The organism is Blastococcus sp. SYSU DS1024 (assembly GCF_054050795.1).
On the sequence record NZ_JBJHAA010000013.1, the window covers coordinates 80,084 to 106,381 of the forward strand.

The 26,298-nt window shown below is 75.0% G+C and carries 27 protein-coding genes; 6 read left to right on the forward strand and 21 right to left on the reverse strand.

What is annotated here, in order from left to right:
* Window positions 1-49: 49 nt before the first annotated feature.
* Together ACI79S_RS13405 and ACI79S_RS13410 are read right to left on the reverse strand one after the other, a co-directional pair.
* The gene (locus tag ACI79S_RS13405; RefSeq protein ID WP_456593936.1) at window positions 50-709 is read right to left on the reverse strand and encodes a response regulator; all 660 of its coding nucleotides are present in this window, start codon (window positions 707-709) and stop codon (window positions 50-52) included.
* Window positions 706-2,043, reverse strand: a complete 1,338-nt coding sequence (locus ACI79S_RS13410) for an ATP-binding protein (protein ID WP_456593937.1) — start codon at window positions 2,041-2,043, stop codon at window positions 706-708. Before ACI79S_RS13410 ends, ACI79S_RS13405 begins: the two co-directional genes overlap by 4 nt.
* Before the next feature lie 122 nt (window positions 2,044-2,165).
* Here ACI79S_RS13410 and ACI79S_RS13415 point away from each other — a divergent pair, with 122 nt between their 5' ends.
* Together ACI79S_RS13415 and ACI79S_RS13420 are read left to right on the forward strand one after the other, a co-directional pair.
* Window positions 2,166-3,095, forward strand: a complete 930-nt coding sequence (locus ACI79S_RS13415) for a PspC domain-containing protein (RefSeq protein ID WP_456593938.1) — start codon at window positions 2,166-2,168, stop codon at window positions 3,093-3,095.
* On the forward strand, window positions 3,088-3,381 hold the full coding sequence (locus tag ACI79S_RS13420) for a hypothetical protein (protein ID WP_456593939.1): 294 nt from the start codon (window positions 3,088-3,090) through the stop codon (window positions 3,379-3,381). The genes ACI79S_RS13415 and ACI79S_RS13420 overlap by 8 nt, the downstream gene beginning before the upstream one ends.
* Window positions 3,382-3,452: 71 nt before the next feature.
* Here ACI79S_RS13420 and ACI79S_RS13425 read toward each other — a convergent pair whose 3' ends face one another.
* Window positions 3,453-4,535: a sodium:calcium antiporter gene (locus ACI79S_RS13425; RefSeq protein WP_456593940.1), complete on the reverse strand. Its 1,083-nt coding sequence runs from the start codon at window positions 4,533-4,535 to the stop codon at window positions 3,453-3,455.
* Between the two features lie 78 nt (window positions 4,536-4,613).
* Complete coding sequence (locus ACI79S_RS13430) at window positions 4,614-5,231, reverse strand: dienelactone hydrolase family protein (protein ID WP_456593941.1); 618 nt, start codon at window positions 5,229-5,231, stop codon at window positions 4,614-4,616.
* 62 nt (window positions 5,232-5,293) lie between these two features.
* On the opposite strand from ACI79S_RS13430, the gene ACI79S_RS13435 reads away from it, so the two are divergent.
* Entirely contained in the window at window positions 5,294-5,992 is a 699-nt protein-coding gene (locus tag ACI79S_RS13435) for a helix-turn-helix transcriptional regulator (RefSeq protein WP_456593942.1), read from the forward strand.
* Window positions 5,993-6,132: 140 nt separating this feature from the next.
* Here ACI79S_RS13435 and guaA read toward each other — a convergent pair whose 3' ends face one another.
* From guaA to guaB, 3 genes are read right to left on the reverse strand one after another with little or no spacing between them, the layout of a single operon-like run.
* Window positions 6,133-7,695: a glutamine-hydrolyzing GMP synthase gene (gene guaA / locus ACI79S_RS13440; protein ID WP_456593943.1), complete on the reverse strand. Its 1,563-nt coding sequence runs from the start codon at window positions 7,693-7,695 to the stop codon at window positions 6,133-6,135.
* Entirely contained in the window at window positions 7,695-8,831 is a 1,137-nt protein-coding gene (locus tag ACI79S_RS13445) for a GuaB3 family IMP dehydrogenase-related protein (protein ID WP_456593944.1), read from the reverse strand. Before ACI79S_RS13445 ends, guaA begins: the two co-directional genes overlap by 1 nt.
* A 2-nt stretch (window positions 8,832-8,833) precedes the next feature.
* A complete protein-coding gene (guaB, locus tag ACI79S_RS13450) occupies window positions 8,834-10,348 on the reverse strand; it encodes an IMP dehydrogenase (RefSeq protein WP_456593945.1) in 1,515 nt (504 codons plus the stop codon).
* 136 nt (window positions 10,349-10,484) lie between these two features.
* Here guaB and ACI79S_RS13455 point away from each other — a divergent pair, with 136 nt between their 5' ends.
* Entirely contained in the window at window positions 10,485-10,883 is a 399-nt protein-coding gene (locus ACI79S_RS13455) for a DUF5319 family protein (RefSeq protein WP_456593946.1), read from the forward strand.
* Between the two features lie 251 nt (window positions 10,884-11,134).
* On the opposite strand, the gene ACI79S_RS13460 is transcribed toward ACI79S_RS13455, so the two are convergent.
* Window positions 11,135-11,845 carry a response regulator transcription factor gene (locus ACI79S_RS13460; protein ID WP_456593947.1) on the reverse strand — a complete coding sequence of 237 codons (711 nt, stop codon included), beginning with the start codon at window positions 11,843-11,845 and terminating at the stop codon, window positions 11,135-11,137.
* A 361-nt stretch (window positions 11,846-12,206) separates the two neighbouring features.
* On the opposite strand from ACI79S_RS13460, the gene ACI79S_RS13465 reads away from it, so the two are divergent.
* A complete protein-coding gene (locus ACI79S_RS13465) occupies window positions 12,207-12,506 on the forward strand; it encodes a WhiB family transcriptional regulator (RefSeq protein WP_456593948.1) in 300 nt (99 codons plus the stop codon).
* A 169-nt stretch (window positions 12,507-12,675) separates the two neighbouring features.
* On the opposite strand, the gene groL is transcribed toward ACI79S_RS13465, so the two are convergent.
* Both groL and groES read right to left on the reverse strand, forming a co-directional pair.
* The gene (gene groL, locus ACI79S_RS13470; RefSeq protein WP_456593949.1) at window positions 12,676-14,319 is read right to left on the reverse strand and encodes a chaperonin GroEL; all 1,644 of its coding nucleotides are present in this window, start codon (window positions 14,317-14,319) and stop codon (window positions 12,676-12,678) included.
* A gap of 112 nt (window positions 14,320-14,431) precedes the next feature.
* Window positions 14,432-14,740: a co-chaperone GroES gene (gene groES / locus ACI79S_RS13475; RefSeq protein WP_014377938.1), complete on the reverse strand. Its 309-nt coding sequence runs from the start codon at window positions 14,738-14,740 to the stop codon at window positions 14,432-14,434.
* A gap of 196 nt (window positions 14,741-14,936) precedes the next feature.
* Between groES and ACI79S_RS13480 the strand changes: the two genes are divergently transcribed.
* Window positions 14,937-16,172: a class I SAM-dependent methyltransferase gene (locus ACI79S_RS13480; RefSeq protein ID WP_456593950.1), complete on the forward strand. Its 1,236-nt coding sequence runs from the start codon at window positions 14,937-14,939 to the stop codon at window positions 16,170-16,172.
* Here ACI79S_RS13480 and tsaD read toward each other — a convergent pair.
* The 11 genes from tsaD to glmS all read right to left on the reverse strand — a co-directional run bounded on the left by tsaD (window position 16,162) and on the right by glmS (window position 26,239).
* On the reverse strand, window positions 16,162-17,199 hold the full coding sequence (gene tsaD, locus ACI79S_RS13485; protein WP_456593951.1) for a tRNA (adenosine(37)-N6)-threonylcarbamoyltransferase complex transferase subunit TsaD: 1,038 nt from the start codon (window positions 17,197-17,199) through the stop codon (window positions 16,162-16,164). The genes ACI79S_RS13480 and tsaD overlap by 11 nt on opposite strands.
* Before the next feature lie 69 nt (window positions 17,200-17,268).
* Window positions 17,269-17,724 carry a ribosomal protein S18-alanine N-acetyltransferase gene (gene rimI, locus ACI79S_RS13490; RefSeq protein ID WP_456593952.1) on the reverse strand — a complete coding sequence of 152 codons (456 nt, stop codon included), beginning with the start codon at window positions 17,722-17,724 and terminating at the stop codon, window positions 17,269-17,271.
* Window positions 17,721-18,359 carry a tRNA (adenosine(37)-N6)-threonylcarbamoyltransferase complex dimerization subunit type 1 TsaB gene (gene tsaB, locus ACI79S_RS13495; RefSeq protein ID WP_456593953.1) on the reverse strand — a complete coding sequence of 213 codons (639 nt, stop codon included), beginning with the start codon at window positions 18,357-18,359 and terminating at the stop codon, window positions 17,721-17,723. Before tsaB ends, rimI begins: the two co-directional genes overlap by 4 nt.
* Window positions 18,360-18,365: 6 nt before the next feature.
* Entirely contained in the window at window positions 18,366-18,890 is a 525-nt protein-coding gene (locus tag ACI79S_RS13500) for a GNAT family N-acetyltransferase (RefSeq protein WP_456593954.1), read from the reverse strand.
* Between the two features lie 17 nt (window positions 18,891-18,907).
* Complete coding sequence (gene tsaE, locus ACI79S_RS13505) at window positions 18,908-19,360, reverse strand: tRNA (adenosine(37)-N6)-threonylcarbamoyltransferase complex ATPase subunit type 1 TsaE (protein WP_456593955.1); 453 nt, start codon at window positions 19,358-19,360, stop codon at window positions 18,908-18,910.
* Window positions 19,357-19,995, reverse strand: coding sequence for a uracil-DNA glycosylase (locus tag ACI79S_RS13510; RefSeq protein WP_456593956.1), 639 nt, complete (start codon window positions 19,993-19,995; stop codon window positions 19,357-19,359). The genes tsaE and ACI79S_RS13510 overlap by 4 nt, the downstream gene beginning before the upstream one ends.
* A gap of 44 nt (window positions 19,996-20,039) precedes the next feature.
* On the reverse strand, window positions 20,040-21,233 hold the full coding sequence (locus ACI79S_RS13515; protein WP_456593957.1) for an alpha/beta fold hydrolase: 1,194 nt from the start codon (window positions 21,231-21,233) through the stop codon (window positions 20,040-20,042).
* Window positions 21,233-22,369, reverse strand: coding sequence for an alanine racemase (gene alr, locus ACI79S_RS13520; RefSeq protein ID WP_456593958.1), 1,137 nt, complete (start codon window positions 22,367-22,369; stop codon window positions 21,233-21,235). Before alr ends, ACI79S_RS13515 begins: the two co-directional genes overlap by 1 nt.
* The gene (locus ACI79S_RS13525) at window positions 22,366-23,832 is read right to left on the reverse strand and encodes an NAD(P)H-hydrate dehydratase (protein WP_456593959.1); all 1,467 of its coding nucleotides are present in this window, start codon (window positions 23,830-23,832) and stop codon (window positions 22,366-22,368) included. The genes alr and ACI79S_RS13525 overlap by 4 nt, the downstream gene beginning before the upstream one ends.
* Window positions 23,829-24,215: a holo-ACP synthase gene (locus ACI79S_RS13530; RefSeq protein WP_456593960.1), complete on the reverse strand. Its 387-nt coding sequence runs from the start codon at window positions 24,213-24,215 to the stop codon at window positions 23,829-23,831. The genes ACI79S_RS13525 and ACI79S_RS13530 overlap by 4 nt, the downstream gene beginning before the upstream one ends.
* Before the next feature lie 146 nt (window positions 24,216-24,361).
* Entirely contained in the window at window positions 24,362-26,239 is a 1,878-nt protein-coding gene (gene glmS, locus ACI79S_RS13535) for a glutamine--fructose-6-phosphate transaminase (isomerizing) (RefSeq protein ID WP_456593961.1), read from the reverse strand.
* Window positions 26,240-26,298 lie beyond the last annotated feature (59 nt).

Sequence of the window (26,298 nt, forward strand, 5' to 3'; positions counted from 1 at the left end):
CCGCCACACATCCTGACCGGGGGGCGGTGGAGCGGCCAGTCGTCGCCGGTCAGAGCAGCCGGTTGGTCGCCGCCCAGCGGGTGAGCTCGTTGCGGTTGGACAGCTGCAGCTTCCGCAGCACGTTGGAGGCGTGGGACTCGACGGTCTTCACCGAGATGAACAGCCGGGAGCCGATCTCGCGGTAGGTGTAGCCGCGGGCCAGCAGCTGCATGACCTCGCGCTCGCGGGTGCTCAGCAGGTCCAGCCCCGGGTCGCTGGCCTCCTCGGCCGCCGGCGCCTGCGCGACCGCTCCCCCGGCGGCGAATGCGTCCAGCACGAAGCCGGCCAGCCGGGGGCTGAACACGACGTCGCCGTCGGCGACCCGGCGGACGGCGTCGAGCAGGTCGGGGCCGGAGATCGTCTTGGTCACGTAGCCGCGCGCCCCGGCGCGGATGACGGCGATGACGTCCTCGGCGGCGTCGGACACCGACAGGGCCAGCCACCGCACGTCCGGCAGCTCGCCCCGTAGGGTCTCCAGCACCGCGCGCCCACCCCCGCCGGGCATGTGCACGTCCAGCAGCACGACGTCGGGGCGGGTGGCGCGGATGCCCTCGACCGCGCCGGCGACGTCGGCCGCCTCGCCGACGACGGCCACGTCGTCGCCGAGCTCCGCCCGCACCCCGGTGCGCACCATCGCGTGGTCGTCCACCACGAACACCCGCGGGGTCATGCTCCGCCTCCCGCGTCGCTGCCGCGCGGCGCTCCGCTCCTCGTTCGCATGCCCAGGCCACCTCCGCGGTCGGTCCGCTCCACGCTCGATCCTCGCTGCGGTGCTCCCGCCCTGTCCGCGGCCGCCTCGCCGCGGTGCTCCCGCCGCTGCCCGCCCACGGCCTTCCTCGGCAGGACCAGCTCCACCTCGGTCCCCTCCCCCGGCGTCGACCGGATCTGCGTGCTGCCGCCCAGCCGCGCCAGCCGGCCGCGCACCGAGTCGCGCAGGCCGCGCCGGTCGTCGGGCACCGTGCCGGGGTCGAACCCCTTGCCGCGGTCCCGGACGAATACCGACACCTGGTCGGCGGTCACCTCGGTGTACAGGTCCGCGGACGGGACGCCGGCGTGCTTGGCCGCGTTGACCAGGGCCTCGCGGGTCGCGGCGCCGAGCGCGGCCAGCTCCTCGTCGACGGGGGCGTCGCCGACCACGACGGGGTCGACGGTGAGCGCGTGGTCGGCCTCCACCTCGGCGACCATGCCCGCGACGAGCCCGGCCCAGGTGCCGCCCTCGCGGACGGCCGCCGGGTCGTACAGCCAGGCCCGGAGCTCGCGCTCCTGGCTGCGGGCCAGCCGGCTCACCGCCTGGGGCTCGTCGGCGTTGCGCTGGATCAGGGCCAGGGTCTGCAGCACCGAGTCGTGCAGGTGCGCGGCGACCGCGGCGCGCTCCTCCGACCGGACGCGCGCGGCGCGCTCCTCGGCGCGGGAGTCGAGCAGGCGGCGCCACAGCGGTGCGGTCGCCAGGACGACGCCCGTGAGGATCAGCAGGGTGGCGGCGAACCCGTTGCGGGCGTTGGCCAGCTGACCGGTGGTCGCCAGCAGGAGGAAGAGCCCGACGCCCACGACGGCGACCCCGCCGGCCAGCACCCAGCGGGCCGCCGGCACGGCGAGCGTCCGGTCGGTGTCCAGCTGCCGCCAGATCACGGCCAGGCCGCCGACGAGCAGGACGAGCGGCAGGACCACGTCGCTGCTGGTCCAGGCCGTGAGCTGACCGAGGAGGCTCGCCGCGGCGAGGCCGAGGACCACCAGCAGGACCCACTGGCGGACGCCGGCCGGCCGCCAGCCCTGCTGCACGGGCGCCGCCGGGTCCCCGGGCGCGGCCACCGGCATCGTCATCCAGAGCAGCCCGTAGGCGATGATGCCCAGCCCGGTGGTGGCCAGCAGCACGAAGGCCACCCGCACCACCAGGGGGTCCTGGCGCAGGTGGGCCGCGGTTCCGGCCGCCACCCCGGCGACGACCCGGCCGTCGCGCGGGCGCACCAGCGGCGGGCGCGGCGGTGCCGTGGCGGTCGGGGTCACCCGACGATCGTCGCACCGGGCGAGGTGCCACCGACACCGGTGATCACCCCGGAAGAGGAACCAGGGTCGGTTCGGGGGGTTCCCTGATGGTGTCCGGCCCGCCCGGTGGGCAGGCTCGTGGCATGACCTCCCCACCCCCTCCCGCTCCCCCCACGGTGGAGCCACCGGCGTGGTCCCCGCCGCCCGGCCCACCGGCCCGCCCCCAGTTGCGCCGCAGCCGCACCGACAAGGTCATCGGCGGTGTCAACGGTGGCCTGGCCGAGTACACCGGCATCGACGCGCTCCTGTGGCGGGTCGGCTTCGTCGCCCTCGCGCTCGCCGGTGGCACCGGCCTGCTGGTCTACCTCCTGCTCTGGCTGCTCATGCCGGCCGGGAGGGAGGGGCCCGCCGAACCGGTGCCCGGGCAGCCCGCCGCGCCGCACGTCCGGGGGCCGGCCGGCCCCCGCTCGCCCGTCCCCGGCCTCACGATCGCCTGCCTGCTGATCGTCGTCGGAGCGCTCGCGCTGATCGACCGGATCACCGGCTGGGACGTCGGCGCCGTCGGCTACCTCGGGACCGCCCTGCTGGTGGTCGGCGCCGGGCTGCTCGTCGCCGCGTTCAGCCAGGGCAGCACCGCGCGCGGCGGGCTGCTCACCCTCGGCATCATCCTGGCGGTGGCGCTGGCGATCGCCGACGCGGCGCCGAACGACGCCGGCGTGGGCGACCGCACGTACCGACCGCAGGCCGTCGCCGACGTGCGCGAGGTCTACGAGGGGGGTGTCGGCAACCTCACCGTCGACCTCTCCGACGTCCCCATGACCGACCTCCCCGACGCCCTCGAGATCCGCGTCGAGCACGGCGTCGGCGACGTCCACGTCGTCCTGCCCCCCTCCGCGGACGCCCGCGTCCGGGTGGACCAGGGGCTGGGTGAGAGCGACGTCCTCGGCTCCCTCGGGTCCGTCGGCGGCTTCTACCCCGGCAGGGGCGCGGCCGCGTGGACCGACGACGGCGAGGCCGAGATCGTGCTCGAGATCGACTCCGGTATCGGACAGGTGGAGGTGTCCCGTGGCTGACTACAGCGAGTTCCCGACCACGCCGACGGCGTGGCAGGAGCAGCAGTGGCAGATGGTGGCGCCGCTGGCGACCGAGGACCACCCGCAGCCCCCGGAGCGGCGGAAGCCGGACCTCCTCGCCCTGGTGCCCGGCTTGTTCTTCGTGCTCCTGGCGGTCTCGACGATGGCCGGCGTGGACCTCACCCTGGGCCTGCTGGACGATGCCGGCCTGCTCTGGCTCGTCCTGATCGGTGCCGGGATCGCGTTGCTGGTGAAGGAGCTGTGGAAGGCGCGCGGCCGCCGCTGACCGCGGGAGGGGGTGCACGCCGGGGGCCCGGGAGCTGTCACGCTCCCGGGCCTCCGGCGTGCTCGGGGTGGTTACCCGACGACGGCGAGGGCGACGGTGCCCACGTAGATCAGCGGGATCGACACGCCCTCGAAGCCGATCCACTTCCGGTCGCGCATGAGCAGCCCCGCGGACAGCACCGCGGTCATCACCAGCGTGCCGCCGACGAGGACCAGGCTGGTCGGGCCGGCGTCCCGGTAGATCGGCCCCTCCAGGTAGCCGACGTCGGCGACCGAGATCATCAGGATGTCGTAGACGTTCCCGCCGACGATGTTGCCGACGCCGAGGGTCAGCTGACCCATCCGCACCGCGGTCAGCAGCACGACGAGCTCGGGCAGCGAGCTGATCGCCGTGGTGAGGGTGAAGCCCACGACACCGCTGTCCAGGTCGGCCCGCACGATCACGCTGAGCCCGGCCCGGCCCACGAGCCAGCCGGCGACACCGGTCACCAGCCCGAGCGCGGCGAGCAGGCCCCACAGGCGCGCGGTCGAGCGCTCGTCGCCGTCCCCGTCGCCGTCCCCCTCGCCGTCCCCGTCGCCGTCCCCATCCCCGTTGCCGTTGCCGTTGCCGTTGCCCTCGTCGTCGTCGGCGGTCTGGTCCGTGTGGATGGGCTGCCACATCGGCTCCCGCTGCATCCGCCGGAGCAGCGTCAGCCCGTAGGCGTAGAGAAGGGGGATCAGCAAGGTCATGGGGTGGATCCAGCCCAGCCGGAGATCCGGCGTGGCGTAGGCGATCACCGGCACCGCGAGCATCGCGCTCAGCAGCACCGACTGCAGCACGTTCTGCAGCGACGCCGCCGCGTGCTCCAGGTTGACCCGGCGGTAGAGGAGGTCGGCGATCGCCAGCCACACCGTCTGGAGGGCGATACCGCCGACCGGGTTGGCCAGGGCGAACCCGGCGTCCCCTTCCAGCGCGCCGGTGAGCACGGTGACGTTCCCCGGCAGCGAGGTGACCGCCCCGAGCAGCAGCGCGCCGCCGATCGCGTCACCGAGACCGGTGCGCTCGGCCAGGGAGTCGGCGACGCGGGTGAGCCGGACCCCGGCGACCACGATGACGACGGCCATCGCGGCGAGCACGCCCAGGCTCGGCAGGAGAGGCCACGGGGCGAAACTCACTCGTCCTCCGGGTCCTCGATGGTCTGGCCGGCGTCGAGCCCACCACAAGTGACCGCATCCGGCGCGCCGGAGCCCCGATCAGGTGACCGGAGCCCCCGTCTGCGCCGACCCCGGGGCGGCCACGCGCGCGCAGAAGTCGAGTGCCCGCGCCCACAGCACCTCGGTGGCCGCCGCGTCGTACTCGGCCGGCAGGCTCGGGTCGGTGAACAGGTGGCCGGTCCCCGGGTGGTCGTGGACCTCGATCTCGACGCCCGCGCGGCGGGCATCGGCGACCACCGAGTCGATCCACTCCTGCCGCCGGAACGGATCGCCCTCGGTGTAGTGCAGCTGGGCGGGCAGCCCCTGCGGCCAGCGATCGGCGCCCAGCACCTGCAGCGGCAGCGCGCCGGAGAAGAGCAGCAGGCCGGCGCACCGCCGCCGCGTGGCCACCAACTCCGCCATCCCCGCACCGTTGGAGAAGCCGGCGGCGAGGAACCCGTCGGGCAGGTCCTGCACCGCCGCCACCGCCCGCGCCATCAGCGCCGGGTAGCCGATCTTCTCGACGTGCGCCCCGGCCGTTCCGTAGTCGTCGAACCCCAGGCCGTCGTACTGGTCGACGACCAGCACGTCGTGCCCGGCGCTGCGCAGCCGGTCAGCCGCGTCGAGGACCCCCGGCCGGACGCCGAGGACGGAGTGGAAGAGCGCGATGTCGGTCATGGGAACACCGTGCCGCGCGCATGGTGACACCGTCCTGTCACCGTCTCTGCCACGATCTGCCGATGAACCGGACGGACCGGATGCACGCCGTCTCCGAGGAGCTCCGCCGCGCCGGGGCGCGGGGGCGGACGGCGCAGCGGCTCGCGGACTGGCTGGAGGTCTCGCCCCGCACGATCAAGCGGGACGTCGCTGCGCTGCAGCAGGCCGGGGTGCCGATCTGGGCGACCGCCGGCCCCGGTGGCGGTTACGTGCTCGACGCGACCGCGACGCTGCCGCCGGTCAACCTCACGCCCGCGCAGGCGGTGGCGCTGGCGGTCGCCCTGGCCGGGGCGTCGGAGGCGCCGTTCGCCGCGGACGGCCGGGCCGCGCTGGAGAAGGTCCTCGATGTCATGGGGCCGGTCGCACGGGAGGCCGCACTGCACCTCGGCGGCCGGGTCTGGGTGCGCGGCGACGACCGGCGGCGACCGGGTCCGGCGACCGTCGTCGAGGAGGCGCTCCTGCGACGACGGGTGGTCGCCATCCGCTACCGGGACGACGCGGGCACCGTGTCCCGCCGCCGGGTGGAACCGCACCTGCTCGCCCGCACCGGTGACCGGTGGTACCTGGTCGCGTGGTGCCGGCTGCGGGAGGCCCCGCGGTGGTTCCGCTGGGACCGGATCGAGGCCGCCGATCTCACCACCGAGACAGCCCCGGAACGGGACCCCGACGTGTACGGGACACCCCCGCCCGACGCGCACGCCGTCCGCGTCCCTCAGCCCTGAGGCCCGCGGGGCTGAGGGACGTGCTGGAGCGGCCCTCCTGCAGGGACCCGACCCGAGCGTCAGCGAGGGTCGGGGTCAGGCCTCGCTGCAGGCACCCGCGTCGAGCGTGCGAGGCATGCGGGGCAGCGGGGTCCTTCTGCTCATTCCCACTCGATGGTGCCCGGCGGCTTGCTGGTCACGTCGAGGGTGACCCGGTTGATCTCCTCGACCTCGTTGGTGATCCGGGTGGAGATGCGCGCCAGGACGTCGTAGGGCAGCCGCGTCCAGTCGGCGGTCATGGCGTCCTCGCTGGACACCGGTCGAAGCACCACCGGGTGGCCGTAGGTGCGGCCGTCACCCTGCACGCCGACCGAGCGGACGTCGGCCAGCAGCACCACCGGGCACTGCCAGATCTCGTCGTCCAGCTTGGCCGCGGTGAGCTCCTCGCGGGCGATGGCGTCGGCCCGGCGGAGCACGTCGAGCCGCTCGCGGGTCACCTCGCCGACGATCCGGATGCCGAGCCCCGGCCCGGGGAAGGGCTGGCGCTGCACCAGCCGGTCGGGCAGGCCCAACTGCCGGCCGACCTCGCGCACCTCATCCTTGAACAGCGTGCGCAGCGGCTCGACGAGGGTGAAGGTGAGGTCCTCGGGCAGCCCGCCGACGTTGTGGTGGCTCTTGATGTTCGCCGTCCCGCTGCCGCCGCCGGACTCGACGACGTCGGGGTAGAGCGTGCCCTGCACGAGGAAGTCGACGGTCTCGCCGTGCGCCTGGGCGTCGGCGACGACGTCGGTCGCCGCCTGCTCGAACACCCGGATGAACTCGCGCCCGATGATCTTCCGCTTCTCCTCGGGGTCGCTCACCCCCGCGAGCGCGGCGAGGAACTGCTCGCTCGCGTCGACGACCCGCAGGTCCGCGCCGGTGGTCGCGGCGAAGTCGCGCTCGATCTGCTCGGTCTCCCCCGCCCGCATCAGCCCGTGGTCGACGTAGACGCAGGTGAGCTTCTCCCCGATGGCCCGCTGCACCAGCGCCGCGGCGACGGCCGAGTCGACCCCGCCGGAGAGCGCGCACAGCGCCCGCCGGTCGCCGATCTGCTCGCGGATCGCGGCGACCTGCTCGTCGACGACGTTGCTCATCGTCCACGTCGGCTCGAGGCCCGCGATGTCGAACAGGAAGTGCTCGAGCACCGTCTGCCCGTGCGCGGTGTGCCGCACCTCGGGGTGGAACTGCACCCCGGCGAGCCGGCGGTCGACGTCCTCGAACGCGGCGACCGGCGCACCCGTCGACGTCGCGGTGACGGTGAACCCCGGTGGGGCCGCGCTGACGGCGTCGCCGTGGCTCATCCAGACGTTCTGCTCGACCGGCAGGTCGCCGAACAGCCGCGCCTGCGTGGTGACGGTCAGCGGCGTGCCGCCGTACTCGCGGTCGCCGGTGCGGGAGACGGTGCCGCCCAGCGAGGCGGCCATCGCCTGGAAGCCGTAGCAGATGCCGAAGGCGGGCACGCCCGACTCGAAGAGGGTGCGGTCGACCTGCGGGGCCTCGGGCGCGTAGACGCTGGACGGGCCACCGGAGAGCACGATGGCAGCCGGCTTGCGGGCCACGATCTCCTCGGCCGGCACCTCCGACGACACGATCTCGGAGTAGACCCCGGCCTCCCGGATGCGCCGGGCGATCAGCTGGGCGTACTGGGCGCCGAAGTCGACGACGAGCACGGTCGGGAAGTCCATCAGCTCTCCGAGCCCCCGATGACCAGGTCGACGCGCTGGAACTCCTTGAGGTCCGAGTAGCCGGTCTTCGCCATCGTGCGGGCGAGCGCCCCGAACAGGTTGGTGCGGCCGTCGGCGGACTCCGCCGGGCCGAGCAGCACCTGCTCCAGCGAGCCCGACGGCTCGACGGGCGCCGACGTCGCGCCGCGCGGCAGACGGGGGTGGGCGGCCACGGAGTCCCACCACACGCCACCGGCCGGCGCCTCGGCGGCGACCCGCAGCGGCTCCCCCAGCTGGACGGCGTCGGCACCGCAGGCGAGCGCGCGCGCGATGGCACCGCTGGTCTCGATCCGGCCGTTGGCGATGACGTGCACGTACCGGCCACCGGTCTCGTCGAGGTAGTCGCGGCGGGCCGCGGCGGCGTCGGCGATGGCGCTGGCCAGGGGCACGCGGATGCCCATGACCGCGTCGGTCGTCGAGTAGGTGTCGCCGCCCACGCCGACGATGACGCCGGCCGCGCCGGTGCGCATCAGGTGCAGCGCGGTCGTGTAGTTCGCCGCGCCGCCCACGATCACCGGCACGTCGAGGTCGGCGATGAACTCCTTGAGGTTGAGCGCGTCACCCTGGCTGGTCACGTGCTCGGCCGAGACGATCGTGCCCTGGATGACGAGCAGGTCCACCCCGGCCGACAGCGCGGCCGGGGCCAGCCACTCGGTGTGCTGCGGGGAGATCCGGATCGCCGTCGTCACCCCGGCATCGCCCATCTCCTTGATGCGGGCGGCGATCAGGTCGGTCTTGACCGGCTCGGCGTAGACCTTCTGCAGCAGCGCCACCGGCGGCGCGCCCGCCGCGGCCGCCTGGGCGATCTCGCGGTAGACCGGCGCCGGGTCGTCGTAGCGGGCCCACAGCCCCTCGCCGTTGAGCACCCCCAGGCCACCCGCGCGCCCCACGGCGATCGCCGTCGCCGGGCTGACGACGGCGTCGCTCGGGCTGGTCACCAGCGGGAGGTCGAACCGGAAGGCGTCGATCTGCCAGGCGGTGGAGACGTCGTCGACGTCGCGGGTCCGCCGGGACGGGACGATGGAGACCTCGTCCAGGTCGTAACCCCGGCGGGCGAAGCGGTTCAGCCCGATCTCGACGGTGTCGCGCACGTTCATGCTCAGCGTCCCCGGTAGTTCGGTGCCTCGACGGTCATCTGGATGTCATGGGGGTGGCTCTCGACCAGCCCGGCGGAGGTGATGCGGGTCAGCTGACCCCGCTCCTTGAGGTCGGCGATGGTGGCCGCACCGGCGTATCCCATCGAGGCCTGCAGGCCGCCCACGAGCTGGTGGGCGACGCCGGCCAGCGCGCCCCGGTAGGGCACCTGGCCCTCGATGCCCTCGGGGACGAGCTTGTCGTCGGAGAGGACGTCGTCGGCGAAGTACCGGTCGCGGCTGAACGACTGGTTCCCGCGCTTCTGCATCGCGCCGAGCGAGCCCATGCCACGGTAGGTCTTGTACTGCTTGCCGTTCATGAAGACCAGCTCGCCCGGTGCCTCCTCGACGCCGGCGAACAGGCCGCCGATCATCACCGTGTCGGCGCCGGCCACCAGGGCCTTGGCGATGTCGCCGGAGTACTGCAGCCCGCCGTCGGCGATGACCGGGACCCCCGCCGGGCCGGCGGCCAGCCACGCCTCGTAGATCGCGCTGATCTGCGGGACCCCGACACCGGCGACCACGCGGGTGGTGCAGATGGAGCCGGGGCCGACCCCGACCTTGACCGCGTCGACACCGGCGTCGACCAGCGCCTGCGCCCCGGCGCGGGTGGCCACGTTCCCGCCGACGACCTCCACGCCGTGCTCGCCGCCGAACTCCTGCTTCACGCGGGCGACCATGTCCAGCACCGCGCGCTGGTGGCCGTGCGCGGTGTCGACGACGAGCACGTCCACGCCGGCGTCGACCAGCAGGCCGGCCCGCTTGAAGGCGTCCTCGCCGACGCCCAGCGCCGCCCCGACGACCAGCCGCCCGTCGGCGTCCTTGGTGGAGTTCGGGAACTGGTCGCGCTTGACGAAGTCCTTGACGGTGATCAGCCCGCGCAGCCGGCCGGCGTCGTCGACCAGCGGCAGCTTCTCGATCTTGTGCTGGGAGAGCAGGCCGAGGGCGGTGTCCGGGTCGACCCCGACCGGCGCGGTGACCAGCGGCATCGGCGTCATGACGTCCCGCACGAGCCGGTTCATGTCGGTCTCGAAGCGCATGTCGCGGTTGGTGACGATGCCGAGCAGGACGCCGTCGGCGTCGACGACCGGCGCACCGGAGATGCGGTAGCGCGCCGAGAGAGCGTCGACCTCGGCGAGCGTGTTGTCGGGTGAGCAGGTGACCGGGTTGGTGACCATGCCGGCCTCCGACCGCTTGACCAGGTCGACCTGGCCGGCCTGCTCCTCGGCGGAGAGGTTGCGGTGCAGCACGCCCATGCCGCCGACCCGCGCCATGGCGATCGCCATGCGGGCCTCGGTGACGGTGTCCATCGCGCTGGAGAGCAGCGGGACCGCCAGGGTGATGCGCCGGGTGACCCGGCTGCTGGTGTCCACCTCCGCCGGGACGACGTCGGACGCCCCGGGGATGAGCAGGACGTCGTCGTAGGTGAGCCCGAGGCGGGCGAACTTCGCCGGCAGCTCGGGCATGGAGTCGGGCTGCATGTGCGCGGCCACCCTTCGGCGCGGATTGGGTCGGACACCGGTCGACACACCTCGCGGGCGCGCGGGACCTGCCCTGATCGTAGGCGGCGGCGCGGAGGGGGCGGTGCTCCGCCCGCTCGGCGGCTACCGTGTGACCGTGTCTCCGTTCGACGACGCCTTCGGGCCGGACTTCGGTTCCGCCGACGGCCCTGCCCCTCCGCCGCTCTCGATGGAGGAGCGGGCCGGGGTCCTCGACGACCTCGCCGAGCTCGAGGTCTTCCGCACCCTCCTGGAGCCGACGGGCATCAAGGGCATCGTGGTCGACTGCCCTGACTGCGAGGAGGAGCACCACGTCGACTGGGCGCTGATGCAGGCGAACCTGCGCCAGCTGCTCGACGAGGGGCAGACCGGCCGGCACGAGCCGCCGTTCGACCCGAACCCCGACGACTACGTCAGCTGGGACTACGCCAGCGGGTACGCCGACGGTGTCGCCGCGCTCGCCGAGCGGGACGAGCCCAGCGGCCGGCGCACCGGCAAGCACGCCCGCGACGACTAGAACACCGTCGTCCTCCGGACGACGGCGCGGCCAGGAGCCGTCCCCTGCCGAGCCGAGCGCGTCCGTCGTCCCTGCGCGGACCGCTGCCGGACACCGATATCCGCGAAGTCGGGCTCTGACGCGGTCTTCGGGGCCCTACTTCCCGGGAGTCGGCCCTCTGGCACGGCGCACAGGCGGGCGAGAACGCACCGAGGGCCGTCTCCCGGCTCGGGAGACGGCCCTCAGCGTGCGTTCGTCGGTCGGGTGACCGCTCAGGTCATGATGCCGCGGCGGAAGCCGGTGGCCACCGCCTCGGCGCGGTCCTTGGCACCCAGCTTGCGGAACAGCCGCCGGGCGTGGGTCTTGATGGTGTCCTCGGAGAGGTAGAGCTCCCGGCCGATCTGGGCGTTGCTCTTGCCCTGGCTCATGCCGGTGAGCACCTGCATCTCGCGCATGGAGAGCGCCGCGGCGGGGGTGGCGTCACGCACGGTGGACCGCACCGTGGTGGGCGCGGAGCCGGCCAGCGGGGCGGCCCCGCTCCACGCGGGGGCGGGCGCCGTCGCCTGCTGCGGGATCCGGCCGTCGGCGCGCAGACCGACCCGGGAGAGCCCGAGCCCCATCTCGATCGGGCTGGCGTCCCAGCGCAGGTAGCCGCGGGCCCCGAAGGCGACGGCAGCCCGGACGCTGTCGGCGTCGTCGGGCGCACCGAGCACGAGCACCGGCAGGCCCGGGTGCGACCGGAGCGCCTGCGTGGCTGCGGACAGCCCGGTGTCGACGGCCCGCTGCGTGCCTACCACCAGGACGTCGGGCGTGCGGGTGGCCAGGCGGGCCATCAGCGACTGCGCGTCCCCGACCACCTCGACCCGGCCCACGAACGGCAGGGCGACCAGCCGTGAGGCGACGTCGTCCCGGACCCGCCGTCGCTCGTCGTACACCCACACGGTCGCGCCGTGCACGGGTGCGCGCATCCTGTCGTCGATCACGCCTGCTCCTCGCTCTCCCCGGCCGCTCGGCGGACGGGTCCCCCCACCGGCCGGGAAGGCACCCGGCCGGGTGTCGCTCGGGTGGAGGGCCCGCCGGGCCCTCCACCTCCGCGCTGGTCACGCGGCCGGTCCGGGCTTCTCCCCCTCCCGGACGCCAGCACGACCTGGAGCCACCTTGATCGACTCCCGGCCGGGGGAACAGACGCCCTCACCCCCGGGGGTGAGCGCCGCTCACTGAGGTGACGGAGCGCATACCTGGGAAAAGTTGCGAATCGCCCGTGTTTGGACGTGTGACGACGAGGGCACCGGGCCCCTTGCAGCCGGACAGCCCCCTCCGGCTCCACCGAGTCCTGGAGGAGACATGGCCGACATCCGCAGACTCCCGACGCCCGTGGCGGAGGTCTGGGACTGGCAGCTGCACGGCGCCTGCCGTGGCGAGAACACGTCCCTCTTCTTCCACCCCGACGGCGAGCGGGGGCCGGCCCGGGCGCGGCGCCAGTCAGCGGCGAAGGCCGTCTGCGCGCGCTGCCCGGTCGTCGACGCGTGCCTGAAGCACGCGCTGGCCGTCCGTGAGCCCTACGGCGTCTGGGGCGGCATGAGCGAGGAGGAGCGGGCGCGGCTGATCGCCGCCGAGCCCGCTGCCGTCGCCGCGGGCGTGTAGCACCCCGCCCCGAACGACGAGAGGGCCCGGTCCAGGATTTCCTGGACCGGGCCCTCTCGTCGTTCGACGGTGCGGCGTCCTCCCTCACCGTGGCGCGTCCTCCCTCACGGTGTGCGCCGAGGGAGGACGCGCCATGATCAGGTCACCTGATCATCGACGGCGGCGCGGCTCAGTGGCTGTGGCCGTGGCCGTGCGAGTGGCCGTGGGTGTGGTGCCCACCGCCATCGTGGTCGTGCTCCTCCTCGGGAGCCTCGACGACGGCGGAGTCGGTCGTCAGGACCATCGCCGCGATCGAGACGGCGTTGCCCAGCGCGGCCTTCGTGACCTTCACCGGGTCGATGACGCCCTGCGCGGCGAGATCGCCGTACTCACCGGTCGCGGCGTTGAAGCCGTTCCCGGCGCCGAGGTCGCGCACCTTGGAGACGACGACGCGGCCCTCGAAACCGGCGTTGTCGGCGATCTGCACCATCGGGGCCTCCAGCGCGGTGCGGACGGCGCGGGCGCCGGTCAGCTCGTCGCCGGTCAGCTCCAGCCCGTCGATCGCGCTCGCGGCGTGCACCAGCGCCGAGCCACCGCCCGGGATCACGCCCTCCTCCACCGCCGCGCGGGTGGCGGCGATGGCGTCCTCGATGCGGTGCTTGCGCTCCTTGAGCTCCACCTCGGTGGCCGCGCCGACGCGGATGACGCCGATGCCGCCGGCCAGCTTGGCCAGCCGCTCCTGCAGCTTCTCGCGGTCCCAGTCGGAGTCGGTGGCGTCGATCTCGCGGCGGATCTGCGCGACGCGGTCGCCGATGCCCTCGGAGGTGCCGCCGCCGTCGACGATCGTGGTCGCGTCCTTGGTGACGGTGACGCGACGCGCGGTGCCGAGCACCTCCGGGCCCACCTGGTCGAGCTTGAGGCCGACGTCCTCGCTGACCACCTGACCGCCGGTGACGACGGCGAGGTCGGTCATGAACGCCGTGCGCCGGTCACCGAAGTAGGGCGACTTCACCGCGACGACCTTGATGGTCTTGCGGATGGAGTTGACGACGAGGGTGGACAGCGCCTCGCCCTCGACGTCCTCGGCGACGATCAGCAGCGGCCGGCCGCCGGTCGACAGCACCTTCTCCAGCAGCGGGAGCAGGTCGGCCAGGGCGCTGATCTTGCCGCTGACCAGCAGCACGAGGGCGTCCTCGAGGACGGCCTCCATGGCCTCGGGGTCGGTGACGAAGTACGGCGAGAGGTAGCCCTTGTCGAACTGGACGCCCTCGGTGACGTCGAGCTCGGTGTCCAGGGTGTTGCTCTCCTCGACGGTGATGACGCCGTCCTTGCCGACGCGCTCCATCGCCTCGCCGATCAGCTCGCCGACCTCGGCGTCCTGGGCGGAGATGGTGGCGACGCCGGCGATCGCGTCCCGCTTCTCGACCGGGATGGCGGCGGCGTCGAGCGCGGCGTGCACCGCGTCGACCGCGGCACGCATACCGCGGCCCAGCGCCAGCGGGTTGGCGCCGGCGGCGACGTTGCGCATGCCCTCGTGCACCAGCGCCTGGGCGAGCACGGTGGCGGTGGTGGTGCCGTCGCCGGCGACGTCGTTGGTCTTGGTCGCGACGCTCTTCGCCAGCTGGGCGCCGAGGTTCTCGTACGGGTCCTCGAGCTCGACCTCGCGGGCGATGGTGACGCCGTCGTTGGTGATGGTGGGAGCGCCGAACTTCTTGTCGATGACGACGTTGCGACCACGCGGGCCGATCGTCACCTTCACGGCGTCGGCGAGCTTGTCGACACCGCGTTCGAGGGCGCGGCGCGCATCCTCGTTGAACTTGATGATCTTGGCCATGGGGCCCTTCCGATCAGGGGGTGCTGGGCGAAGACGACCGCCCCGGGACCCGAGTGATCGGGACGCCCGGGGCGGTCGGTGGAGTGCTCGTGGAGCTAGCGACGCGGGGAGGTCACTTCTCCACGACGGCGAGCAGGTCGCGGGCGGAGAGCACGAGGTACTCCTCGCCGGCGTACTTGACCTCGGTGCCGCCGTACTTCGAGTAGATGACCACGTCGCCGACGTTCACGTCGAGCGGCACGCGGTTGCCGTTGTCGTCGATGCGGCCGGGGCCGACGGCGACGACGGTGCCCTCCTGGGGCTTCTCCTTGGCGGTGTCCGGGATGACCAGACCGGAGGCGGTGGTGGTCTCGGCCTCGTTGGCCTGGACCACGACGCGGTCCTCCAGCGGCTTGATGCTGACCTTGGTAGCGGTCGTCACGTCGGTGACGCCCCCTTCGGTGTAGGACGGCAGGGATGTTCGATGCTGTGGCACGGGGTCCGGGCACCCGCCGTCGCGGGGGTCGGGCGCCAGCCCGTGTCGCTTGGCACTCTACCCAGGAGAGTGCCAGCCACTCAACCCGGTCGCCGGGGTGGGTGACGTCGGGGCGGACCAGCCCGTACGCCACGCTGTGCCGGTGGACCGCGACACCGAGGAGCAGGCAGCCGAGACGGTGCGCCAGCTGCGCGCGCTGACCACGCCGGAGGGCGCGGCGGCCCTGACCCGGGCAGGGGCGCTGCTCGACGCCGGGACCGACGCGGTCACCGCGCTGACCCGGTTGCGCGCCGAGGTGGGCTCGGACCTGGCCGGACCGGCGTGGGGCATCGCCCGCCATCGCCGGAAGGCCCGGGCCACGTTCGGCGCCGACGCCGACCGGATGCTGTTCACCTCTGACGCGCTCGAGCAGGCCGGCCGCCCGGAGCTGGCCGCTCGCCGCGCGGCCCGGCTGCTCGCCGGAGGTGCCGACTCCGTCGCCGACCTCGGGTGCGCGACGGGCACCGACACGATCGCCCTCGCCCGCGCCGGCGCCCGGGTGCTGGCGGTCGACGTCGATCCGGTGGCGCGCGAGCTCACCGCCCTGAACGCCGAGGCGCTCGGCGTCGACGACGACGTGTGGGTGGTGGCCGGGGACGCGGTGGAGCTGGTGGCGGCCGCCCGCGGCGGGGAGGTCGCCGGGTGCGGCGCCGCCGTCCTGGACCCGGCCCGGCGGGCCGGCGGGCGGCGGCAGCTGGACCCGGACCGCTGGTCCCCGCCCTGGTCGACCGTCGTCCAGCTGCTGGACCGGGTGCCGACGTCGGTGGTGAAGGTGGCCCCCGGGCTGGACCACGACCGGGTGCCCGAGGGCGTGGAGGCCGAGTGGGTCTCGGCCGGCGGCTCGATCGTCGAGGCGCTGCTGTGGGGTCGCGCGGTCTCGACGACGTGGCGCCGGGCGTCGCTGGTGCGCGACGACGGGGTGCACGAGCTGACCGCCGACGGCGACCCCGGCCTCGCGCCCGCCGGCCCGGTCCGGGCCTGGCTGCACGAGCCCGACCCCGCGGTCATCCGCTCGGGCCTGGTCTCCCTCGTCGCCGCCGACCTGGGCGCGACCCTGGTCGACCCGACGATCGCCTACCTCACCTCGGACGGCCCGGCGGGGAGTCCGTGGGTGAGCTCCTACCGGGTCGACGAGGTGCTGCCGTTCAACCTCAAGAAGCTGAAGGCCCTGCTGCGCGAGCGCGGCGTCGGCCGCGTCGTGGTGAAGAAGCGCGGCTCGGCGATCGAGCCGGAGACCCTGGCCCGCCAGCTGCGCACCGACGCCCCCGGCACCGCGACCGTCGTCGTCACCCGCGTCGCCGGGGCACCGACGGTGCTCGTCTGCAACGTCAGCGGCTGACGACGTCGATCGGCAGGGAGCTGTCCGCCCCGAGGTCCGGCGCCGACGGCGCGACGCCCGCGGCGACCAGCCGCGAGCCCAGCGCCGCCACCATCGCCCCGTTGTCGGTGCACAGCTTCGGGCTGGGCACCCGCAGCACGATGCCGGCCTTCGCGCACCGCTCCTCGGCCAGCGCGCGCAGCCGCGAGTTGGCCGCGACTCCCCCGCCGAGCACCAGGTGGTCGACGCCGTGGTCGCGGCAGGCGCGCACCGCCTTGGCGGTGAGCACGTCGGCGACCGCCTCCTGGAACGAGGCAGCGACGTCGGCCACCGGCACCGGCTCCCCGGCGCGCTCGCGGGCCTCGATCCACCGGGCGACGGCGGTCTTCAGCCCCGAGAAGGAGAAGTCGTAGGCGGGATCGCGGGGCCCGGTCAGCCCGCGCGGGAACGCGATGGCGTGCGGGTCCCCCTCGCGGGCGGCCCTGTCGATCGGTGGCCCCCCGGGGAAGGGCAGCCCCAGCACGCGGGCGACCTTGTCGAACGCCTCCCCGGCCGCGTCGTCGATGGTGCGCCCCAGCGACTGCACCTCCTGCGCGAGATCGGGCACCAGCAGCAGCGAGCTGTGCCCACCGGAGACCAGCATCGCGATCGACGGCTCGGCGAGCGGCCCGTGCTGGAGCTCGTCGACGGCGACGTGCGCGGCCAGGTGGTTGACCCCGTAGAGCGGCTTGCCCAGCGCCAGCGCGTAGGCCTTCGCCGCGGCCACCCCGACCAGCAGCGCGCCGGTCAGGCCGGGCCCCGAGGTGACCGCCACCGCGTCGACGTCGGAGGCCCTGATGCCGGCGTCGGCCAGCGCCCGGTGCACGGTGGGCACCATCGCCTCCAGGTGCGCGCGGGAGGCGATCTCCGGGACGACGCCGCCGAAGCGCTCGTGCTCGCCCACCGACGTGGCCAGCGCGTCGGCGAGCAGGGTGTGCCCGCGGACGATGCCGACGCCGGTCTCGTCGCACGAGGTCTCGAAGCCCAGCACCAGCGGCTCGTCAGCCACGGGGCAGCTCCCTGCTCCCGGTCGCTCCCGCTGGGCGCTCCGCTCCTCGCTCGTTCCTCGCTGCGATGCTCACGCCCCTGTCCGCTCCCTCTTCATCACGACCGCGTCGGTCCCGCTCGGTTGGTAGTAGCCGCGCCGCCGGCCGATCTCGGCGAACCCGCGCCGCCGGTAGAGCCCCTGCGCCGTCTCGTTGTCCGCCCGCACCTCCAGCAGCACCACCGGCGCGCCGCGCCGGTCGGCCTCGGCCAGCAGCGCGTCGAGCAGCCGGGCCCCGATCCCCTCGCCCTGCCGGGCCCCGGTGACGCCGATCGTGGCGACGTGCGCCTCGTCGTCGTAGGCGATCAGCCCGGCGTAGCCGACGACCGCTCCGTCGTCCTCGGCCACCAGGTAGTGCCCGGTGTCGGTGCGCGCCAGCTCGTCGCGGTACATCGCGACCGTCCACGTGTCGGGGGCGAACAGCTCCTCCTCCAGCCCCATCACCGCCGGCAGGTCGGCCAGCCGCATCGGGCGCAGCCGGACGGTCACCTCTGCGACACCGCCTTGATCGAGCTGGGCGGGACGGCGTCGGGCCGGCGCAGGTACAGCGGCACCAGCGGCGCGGCGGACGACGGATCTGCCAGCTGCTCGGCCGCGGCGCGCAGCAGCCCCGCCGTCGTCACCTCCGCCGGCTGCACGTCGGCGCCGAGCCGCCCGGCGAACGCCGGGTCGCCGACGAACGGCCCCGTCCGGTCGAGCTCCTCGGGCCGCTCGACCCCCGGCCCGTCGATCCGCCGGTCCCCGTCGTCGTAAGCGGCCCAGTAGACCTCCTTGCGGCGCGCGTCGGTGACCACCGTGCGGGCACCGGAGCCGACGGCGTCCAAGGAGCAGACGCCCACGGCCGGCACGCCCCGGGCGTCGGCGAGCGCGGCGGCGGTGACGACGCCGACCCGCAGGCCGGTGAACGGCCCGGGGCCGAGACCGGCGACGACCGCCTCGACGTCAGCGAACGCGACACCGGCGTCGGCGAGCACCCCCTGGATCGCCGGGGTCAGCAGCTCGGCGTGCTTGGTGCCCGACGGGACGGCGCGCTCGGCGAGCACCTGCGTCCCGCCGTCGGGGGTCCACCGCGCGAGCCCCGCGACGAGCGTCGGGGTGGCGGTGTCGAGCGCGAGGACCAGCACGACCGCTCAGCGTAGGCGAGTGCCGGCGGCCACCTCGTAGACGATCTCCAGGCCGTCGTCCTCGTCGATCTGCTCACCGACCTCCACGAAGCCCTCGCTGAGCACGAGGTCACGCGACACGACGTTGTCCGGGGCGACGCTGGCGCGCACGGTCCTGACGGCGGGCTCGGTGGCCGCGCGGGCCAGCATGGCCCGCAGGGCCGCCCGGGCGTACCCCTGCCGCCGGTGGACCGGATCGATCGAGTAGCCCACCTCGACCATGCCCGCTTCGTCCGGCGGTCCGTGGAAGCCGGCCTTGCCGACCGCCAGCTGCCGGTCCTGGTCCCAGACCACCCGGGTGATCCAGTCCGCGCTGGGCGGGTCGAGCAGGACCTGCGCGGCCCGGATGCCCCACACCCGGCGGCAGTCGTCGCTGGCGAGGTAGGGGCTCAGGGGCACCGGCGAGGCCGCCTCGGCCGCGGTCAGGTCCCCGTCGGCGAGCGCGCGGAGCGCGGGCGGGCTCAGCGCGACCAGCTCCACCCGGCGGTCCACGCGCGGAAGGGTAGCGCTCAGCCCGCGGCCAGCCGGGCTGCCCAGCCCGGGCCGTGCGGGACCAGCAGGGCGGTCCGGACGTCGTCGTCGCGCCGGTCCAGCCGCACCTCCAGGTGCTCGTCGGCCAGCTGCTCGACCAGCCCCTGCCCCCACTCGACGACGGTCACCGACTCGTCGGTCGAGGCATCCAGGTCCAGGTCGTCGACGTCGGCGTGCCCGCCCAGCCGGTAGGCGTCCACGTGCACCAGCGGGATGCGGCCGCCGCGGTGCACCCGGGCGATGACGAACGTCGGCGAGGTGACCGGTTCCCGGACGCCGAGCCCCGCGCCGATGCCCTGGGTGAGGGCGGTCTTGCCCGCCCCGAGCGGGCCGACCAGGACCAGCAGGTCACCGGGGCGGGCGAGGGCGGCCAGCGCCTCGCCCAGGGCGCGGGTGTCGGCGAGCTCCGGCAGCAGGTGCTCGCGCTTCACGCGACCTCCTCCAGCGACCCGGCGACGGCGGTCAGATCGGCCAGCAGCCCCGCACGGGGGGCGCCGTTCGGACCGAACCGGATGGCGGCCGACGGGTGGTAGGTGGCCCAGACGGCGCGGCCGTCGACGTCGTGCGGACGCCCGCGGACCGCACCGAGCACCGTGCGCGGGCCGAGGAACCACTTGGCCGAGGAGAGCCCGAGCGCGACGACGACGGGGGTGTCGAGGAGCTCCAGCTGGCGGCGGAGCCAGCCGCTGCACCGCGCCACCTCGGGCGCCTTCGGCGTGCGGTTGCCCGGCGGCCGGCACTTCACGATGTTGAGCACGGCGGCCTCGGTCCGCGACAGCCCGGCCTCGGCCAGCAACTGGTCCAGCAGCGCCCCCGACTTCCCGACGAACGGCCGGCCGGTCTCGTCCTCGGTCGCGCCGGGGGCCTCGCCCACCAGGACGAACCGGGGCCGGCCGCTGCGCGGGAGGTCCCCGATGACGACGTGCTGCCGGGCCGCGGCCAGCTCGGGGCACGCCACGCAGGAACGCGCCACGCCCGCGAGGGCCGCCCAGTCCGCGGCCGCGGCCGCGGTGCGGGCGACCTCGTCGGCGGCGGCGTCGAGCCGGGGCGGACGGAGGGCGGCCACCCCCGCACCCTAACCGCGCCGGCAGGCCCGCTCCGGGGGCCGGGTCAGCTCGTCGCGCCCGCACCGAGCCCGGCGGCCACGCGCCGGAGCAGCCCGGCGATCGCCCGGCTGACCTGGTCGGGCTCCTCCAGGGGAACCATGTGCCCGGCCCCGGGGACGACGACGTAGTCGACGGCGTTGTCCCCCGCCGCGTCGAGCCGCTCCACGATGAGGTCGCTGTGCTCTCTCGGGATCATCTTGTCCCGGTCCCCGGTGAGCACCAGCGTCGGCACCCGGCGCAGCGGCTCCAGACGGCCGGTCTCGTCCAGGCCGGCCAGCGCCGGGTAGAACTCCGCGATGACGTCGACCGGGGTGCCGGCGATCATCGCGTCGACGTAGCGCACCAGCGCCGGGTCGACGTCGGCCGAGCCGAACGACAGCGCCTTCGTGGCCGCGGACACCAGGTCCGCCGCGACCCGGCGGGTGCGCTCGGCGAAGGCCGGCCGGCGCCGCATCGTCCAGGCGGCGACCGGCAGCACCGCGGCCCGCATCCGGGTGAGCAGCTCGGGCAGGCCGAAGCTGAGGTCGGCGAGGTTGCCGCTCGAGGTGGAGACCAGCGCGACGCCGCGCACCCGGCTGCCGAACAACTCCGGCCGCGTCGCGGCCAGGCCCATGATCGTCATCCCGCCCATGGAGTGCCCGACGAGGACGACCGGCCCGCGCGGCACCCGGGCGTCCAGGACCGCCACGAGGTCGGCCGCCAGCTGCTCGATGGTGGAGTGCTCGGCCGGGCCGCGGCCGGACGAACCGTGGCCGCGCTGGTCGTAGAAGACGAGCCGGGCCCGCGGCCGGTGCCCGTTCCCGGTGGCCAGCTCCGCGGCCAGGGTGCGCCGCTGGAACGCCCACGACGCCATCGAGAGCGTGTAGCCGTGCACGAAGACGGCGGTCAGGGGCGCGTCGCGGGGCCCGATCTCCTCGACGGAGAGAAGCACGCCGTCGTCGGCCCGCACCAGTGCGGTGCGGTCGGCCGGGCGGGCGGCGGCGCCGAGCGGGTCGGCCTGCCGCAGCTGCCCCTCGGTCAGCTCCCGCGGCAGCTCCGCGGCCGGCCCCAGCTCGGCGGCCCGCACCCGGCGGGCGGCGATGCGGCTGACGGCGACCCCGGCGGCGGTACCCGCCGCGGCGAGCCCCACCACGGCGCCGACCAGGCCGGCGGTGCGCGCCCGCGGGTGCTTGGCCGCGGACGGACGGGGACGCGCCATCAGACCGCCCCCGCCGACCCGACGTAGCGGCGGGTGAACCGGCCACCGATCCGGGTGACCAGCTCGTAGTGGATGGTGCCGACGGCGTCCGCCCACTGCTGGGCGGTCGGCTCCCCACCGTCCCCCGGCCCCCAGAGGACCACCTCGTCGCCGGCCGCGATCGCGTCGTCGCCGACGTCCAGGACGAACTGGTCCATGCACACCCGGCCGGCGATGGTCCGCTGCGTACCGGCCGCCAGGACGGGGGCGGTGTTGCCACCGGCCCGCGGCACCCCGTCGGCGTAGCCGACGGGCACCAGGGCCAGCGTGGTCTCGGTGGGGGTGGCGTAGGTGTGCCCGTAGGAGACCCCGGCCCCGGCGGGCACGCGCTTGCTCAGCGCCACCCGGGCGCGCACCGTCATCGCCGGCCGCAGGCCGTGGTCGGCGGCGTCCCCACCGAGCGGGTCCAGCCCGTAGACGGCGACCCCCGGGCGCACCATGTCGTACCAGGTCTCCGGCAGTGCGACCGTCGCCGCCGAGTTGGCCAGGTGCCGGCGGGCGTCGGTGAGCCCGGCCGCGCTTGCCACCGCGACCGCCTCCTCGAAGACCCGCACCTGCGCGCCGATCGTGGGGTGGGTCGGCGCGTCGGCGTAGGCCAGGTGGCTCCACAGCCCCACGACCGCGACGTCGCCGTCGGCCTGGGCGCGGGCGGCCGCGGCCACGAGCGCCGGCCACTCGGCCACCGGAGCGCCCTCACGGGAGAGCCCGGTGTCGACGAACAGGTGCAGCCGCGCGGTCCGCCCGGTCGCCCGGGCGGCGGCGACGACCTCGGCGAGGCCCCACGCGGCGTTGACCGACACCTCCACGTCCGCGGCCAGCGCAGCGGCGACGTCGGCGCCCGGGCCGTTGAGCCAGGCCAGCACCGGCGCGGTGACGCCCGCCGCCCGCAGGGCCAGCGCCTCGCTGATCACCGCCACGCCCAGCTGGTCGGCACCGCCGGCGAGCGCGGCCCGTGCCGAGGGGACCAGGCCGTGCCCGTACCCGTCGGCCTTGACGACCGCCATCAGCGGGCGGCCCACCCGTTCGCGCAGCACCGCGGTGTTCCCCGCGATCGCGTCGAGGTCGACGACCACCTCCGCACCGGTTCCGTTCGTCACGCCTCCGAGTCTGGCAGGCCGGCCGGCGAGGTCCCCCGGACCCGGCTGATCGCCTCGGGGAGGTGTCGTACGACGTCCCCCGCCAGGAACGGCCCCCCGGCCGCGGCGACCTGCCCGGCCCGCCCGTGGACGTGCGCGGCCACCGCGGCCGCCTCGGCCGCGGGCAGGCCCGCCGCCAGCAGCGCGCCGGCGATGCCCGAGAGCACGTCACCGGTGCCGGCGGTGGCCAGCCACGGGGTGCCGGTGCCGTTGACGAAGGCGGCGCCCTCCGGGTCGGCGACCACGGTGGCGTCGCCCTTCAACAGGACGACGGCGCCCAGGTCGGCCGCCAGCCGACGGGTGGCCCCGAGGCGGTCGTCCCCGGGCTCGGCACCGAAGCGGGCGAACTCCCGGTCGTGCGGGGTGAGCACGGTGGTGGCAGCCCGGCCGCGCACCAGCTCCGGCTCGCGGGCGAGCAGGGTGAGCCCGTCGGCGTCGACGAGCACGGGCAGCTCGGTGGCGAGCACCTCGGCGAGCACGCTCCGGGCGTCGTCACCGGTGCCCAGGCCCGGCCCGACCACCCACGCCTGGACGCGGCCGGCGTCCCCCGGCCGGCCGTCGGTGACGATCGCCTCCGGCCACGCGGCCCGGACGCCGTCGGCCGCCGTCCCGGCGTAGCGCACCAGCCCGGGGCGGGTCCGCAGCGCCGCCCCGGTGCAGAGGACGCCGGCCCCGGGGTAGGCGGCCGAGCCGGCGACCACGCCGACGACCCCCTGCGAGTACTTGTCGTCGTCGGCGTCCGGCAGCGGCAGCCGGGCGGCGACGTCGGCGTCGGTCAGCTGGCGGGCGGTCGGTGCCGGCAGGTGCGGCCCGAGCCCGATGTCGACCAGGTGCACCTGCCCGGCGCAGCCGCGCCCGGCCCCGACGACCAGGCCCGGCTTGACCGCCCCGAAGGTGACGGTGTGGGTCGCCGGGAAGGCGGCGCCCGGGACGGCACCGGTGTCGGCGTCCACGCCGCTGGGCAGGTCGACCGCCACCATGTGCGCCGGCCCGGCGGCGGCCCGCTCGACCAGCGCGGCGGCCGGCTCCCGCAGCCCGCCGCTGCCGCCCAGGCCGACGATCCCGTCGAGCACCAGGTCGGCGCGGTCGAGCAGCGGGCCGGCCGACCCGGCGTCGACGGTGCGGCCACCGGCCCGGCGGAAGGCGGCGAGGCCGGCCGGGTGCGTGCGCTCAGCGGCGAGGAGGACGGCGGTCACCCGGGCGCCACGGGCGGCGAGGCGGGCGCCGGCGAAGAGGGCGTCGCCCCCGTTGTTCCCCGCCCCGACCAGGACGGCGACCCGGGCGCCGTAGGGGCGGGCGAGCAGCCGCAGGCACACGGTGGCCAGCCCGGCGGCCGCGCGCTGCATGAGGGCGCCGTCGGGGAGGGCGGCCAGCAACGGGGCCTCGGCCGCCCGGATCTCGGCGGCGGTGTGCAGACCGATCACGTCCCCTCCCGGGTCAGGCCCTCGGCGACGACCACCGCGGAGGCGATACCGCCGTCGTGGCTGAGCGAGACGTGCCACGACGTGACGCCCAGCTGGGCCGCTCGCCCGGCGACCGATCCGCGGACGGCGAGCTGCGGCCGCCCGTGGGCGCCGACGGTCACCTCGGCGTCGTGCCAGTGCAGGTCACCGGGGGCGCCCAGGGCCTTGGCCAGCGCCTCCTTGGCGGCGAACCGGGCGGCCAGCGACTCCCCGGTCCGCGGGGCGCCTGACGGCGTCCGCTGCTCGTCGGCGGTGAACAGCCGGTCGCGCAGCCCCGGCGTCCGGGTGAGCGACTGCGCGAAGCGGTCGACCGGCACCACGTCGATCCCGACCCCGATGATCACCGGCCCAGTCTGCCGCGCCGTCGTCCCGGGCGCCCTCCAGCCCACCCGGACGCCGTCCTCCCCCACCGCGGCGCGTCCTCCCTCACCGTCTGCCGTGAGGGACGACGCGCCATGATCAGGTCACCTGATCCCAGCGGCGGGCGGGGCTACTCGACGGTGACGCTCTTGGCCAGGTTGCGCGGCTGGTCGACGTCGTAGCCGCGGGTGTCGGCGATCTCGCAGGCGAGCACCTGCAGCGGCACGGTCGTCACCACCGGGGCCATGAGCGTCGGCGTGAGCGGCACCCGGATCAGGTGGTCGGCGAACGGGACCACGTCGTCGTCGCCGTCCTCGGCGATGACGATCGTGCGCGCCCCGCGGGCCCGGACCTCCTGGATGTTGGAGACCACCTTGCTGTGCACCGAGTTGCGGCTGCGCGGCGACGGCACGATGACCACCACCGGGGTGCCCTGGTCGATCAGGGCGATGGGCCCGTGCTTGAGCTCGCCGGCGGCGAAGCCCTCGGCGTGGATGTAGGCCAGCTCCTTGAGCTTGAGCGCCCCCTCCAGCGCCACCGGGAACCCGACGTGGCGGCCCAGGAACAGGATCGTGTCCGCGTCCGCCAGCGACCGGCCCAAGGCGCGCACCGGCTCCATCTGCTCGAGCACGGTGTCGACCGCCTCGGGCAGCTGGCGCAGGTCGTCGACGATCGCGGTGATCTCGTCCTCGAACTTCACCCCGCGGACCTGGGCCAGGAACAGGCCCACGAGGTAGCAGGCGACGATCTGGCTGAGGAACGCCTTCGTGGAGGCGACGGCGATCTCGGGGCCGGCGTGCGTGTAGAGGACGGCGTCGGACTCGCGCGGGATGGTCGAGCCGTTGGCGTTGCAGATCGCCAGGACGCGGGCCTTCTGCTCCCGGGCGTGCCGCAGCGCCATCAGGGTGTCCATGGTCTCCCCGGACTGGCTGATGACGATCACCAGCGTCGACCGGTCCAGCACCGGGTCGCGGTAGCGGAACTCGCTGGCCACCTCGACCTCGACCGGGATGCGGGTCCAGTGCTCGATGGCGTACTTGGCGATCAGCCCGGCGTGGTACGAGGTGCCGCAGGAGACGACGAAGATCTTGTCGATGTCACGGAGCTCCTGGTCCGACAGGCGGACCTCGTCGAGCACCAGCTCGCCGTCCTCGGCGAGGCGGCCCAGCAGGGTGTCGGCGACCGCCTGCGGCTGCTCGGCGATCTCCTTGAGCATGAACCAGTCGTAGCCGCCCTTCTCGGCGGCGGCGGCGTCCCAGTCGACCGTGTAGGCCGTGGGCTCGGCCGGCGTGCCGTCGAAGCCGGTGACCGTGAGCCCTCGGGTGCGGTCGATCTCGACCACCTGGTCCTGGCCGAGCTCCCGGGCCTCCTTGGTGTGCCCGATGAACGCCGCGACGTCCGAGCCCAGGAAGTACTCGGCCACGCCGTCGGCCGTCTCCCCGATCCCGACCACCAGCGGGCTGCTGCGCCGGGCGGCGACGAGGGTGTCGGGCTCGGCGACGTGCGTGGCGACGAGGGTGAACGCGCCCTCCAGCCGCTGGCAGACCGCGCGCATCGCCTCGGCCAGCCGGCCGGGCCCGTCGGGGGTCGCGCCGTAGACGCTGGCGAGCAGGTGGGCCACCACCTCGGTGTCGGTCTCCGACGTGAACTCCACGCCGGTAGCCTCGCACTCGGCCCGCAGCGCCGCGAAGTTCTCGATGATGCCGTTGTGGATCACCGCGACGGTCCCGTCGCCGGAGACGTGCGGGTGCGCGTTCCGGTCGGTGGGGCCGCCGTGGGTCGCCCAGCGGGTGTGCCCGATGCCGATCGTGGCAGCCGGCAGCGGCTGGTCGGCCAGCACCTTCTCCAGGTTGGCCAGCTTGCCGGCCTTCTTCGCCGTGCTCAGCTCCGCGCCGTTGACGACGGCGATGCCCGCTGAGTCGTACCCGCGGTACTCGAGCCGGCGCAGCCCCTCCAGGACGACGCCCAGCGCGTCCTGAGGGCCGACGTATCCCACGATGCCGCACATTGCACCGAGAGTACCGGTGACCGCGGCCCGTTCGTCCCCGCGCGCGGCGGCTCCGCCCC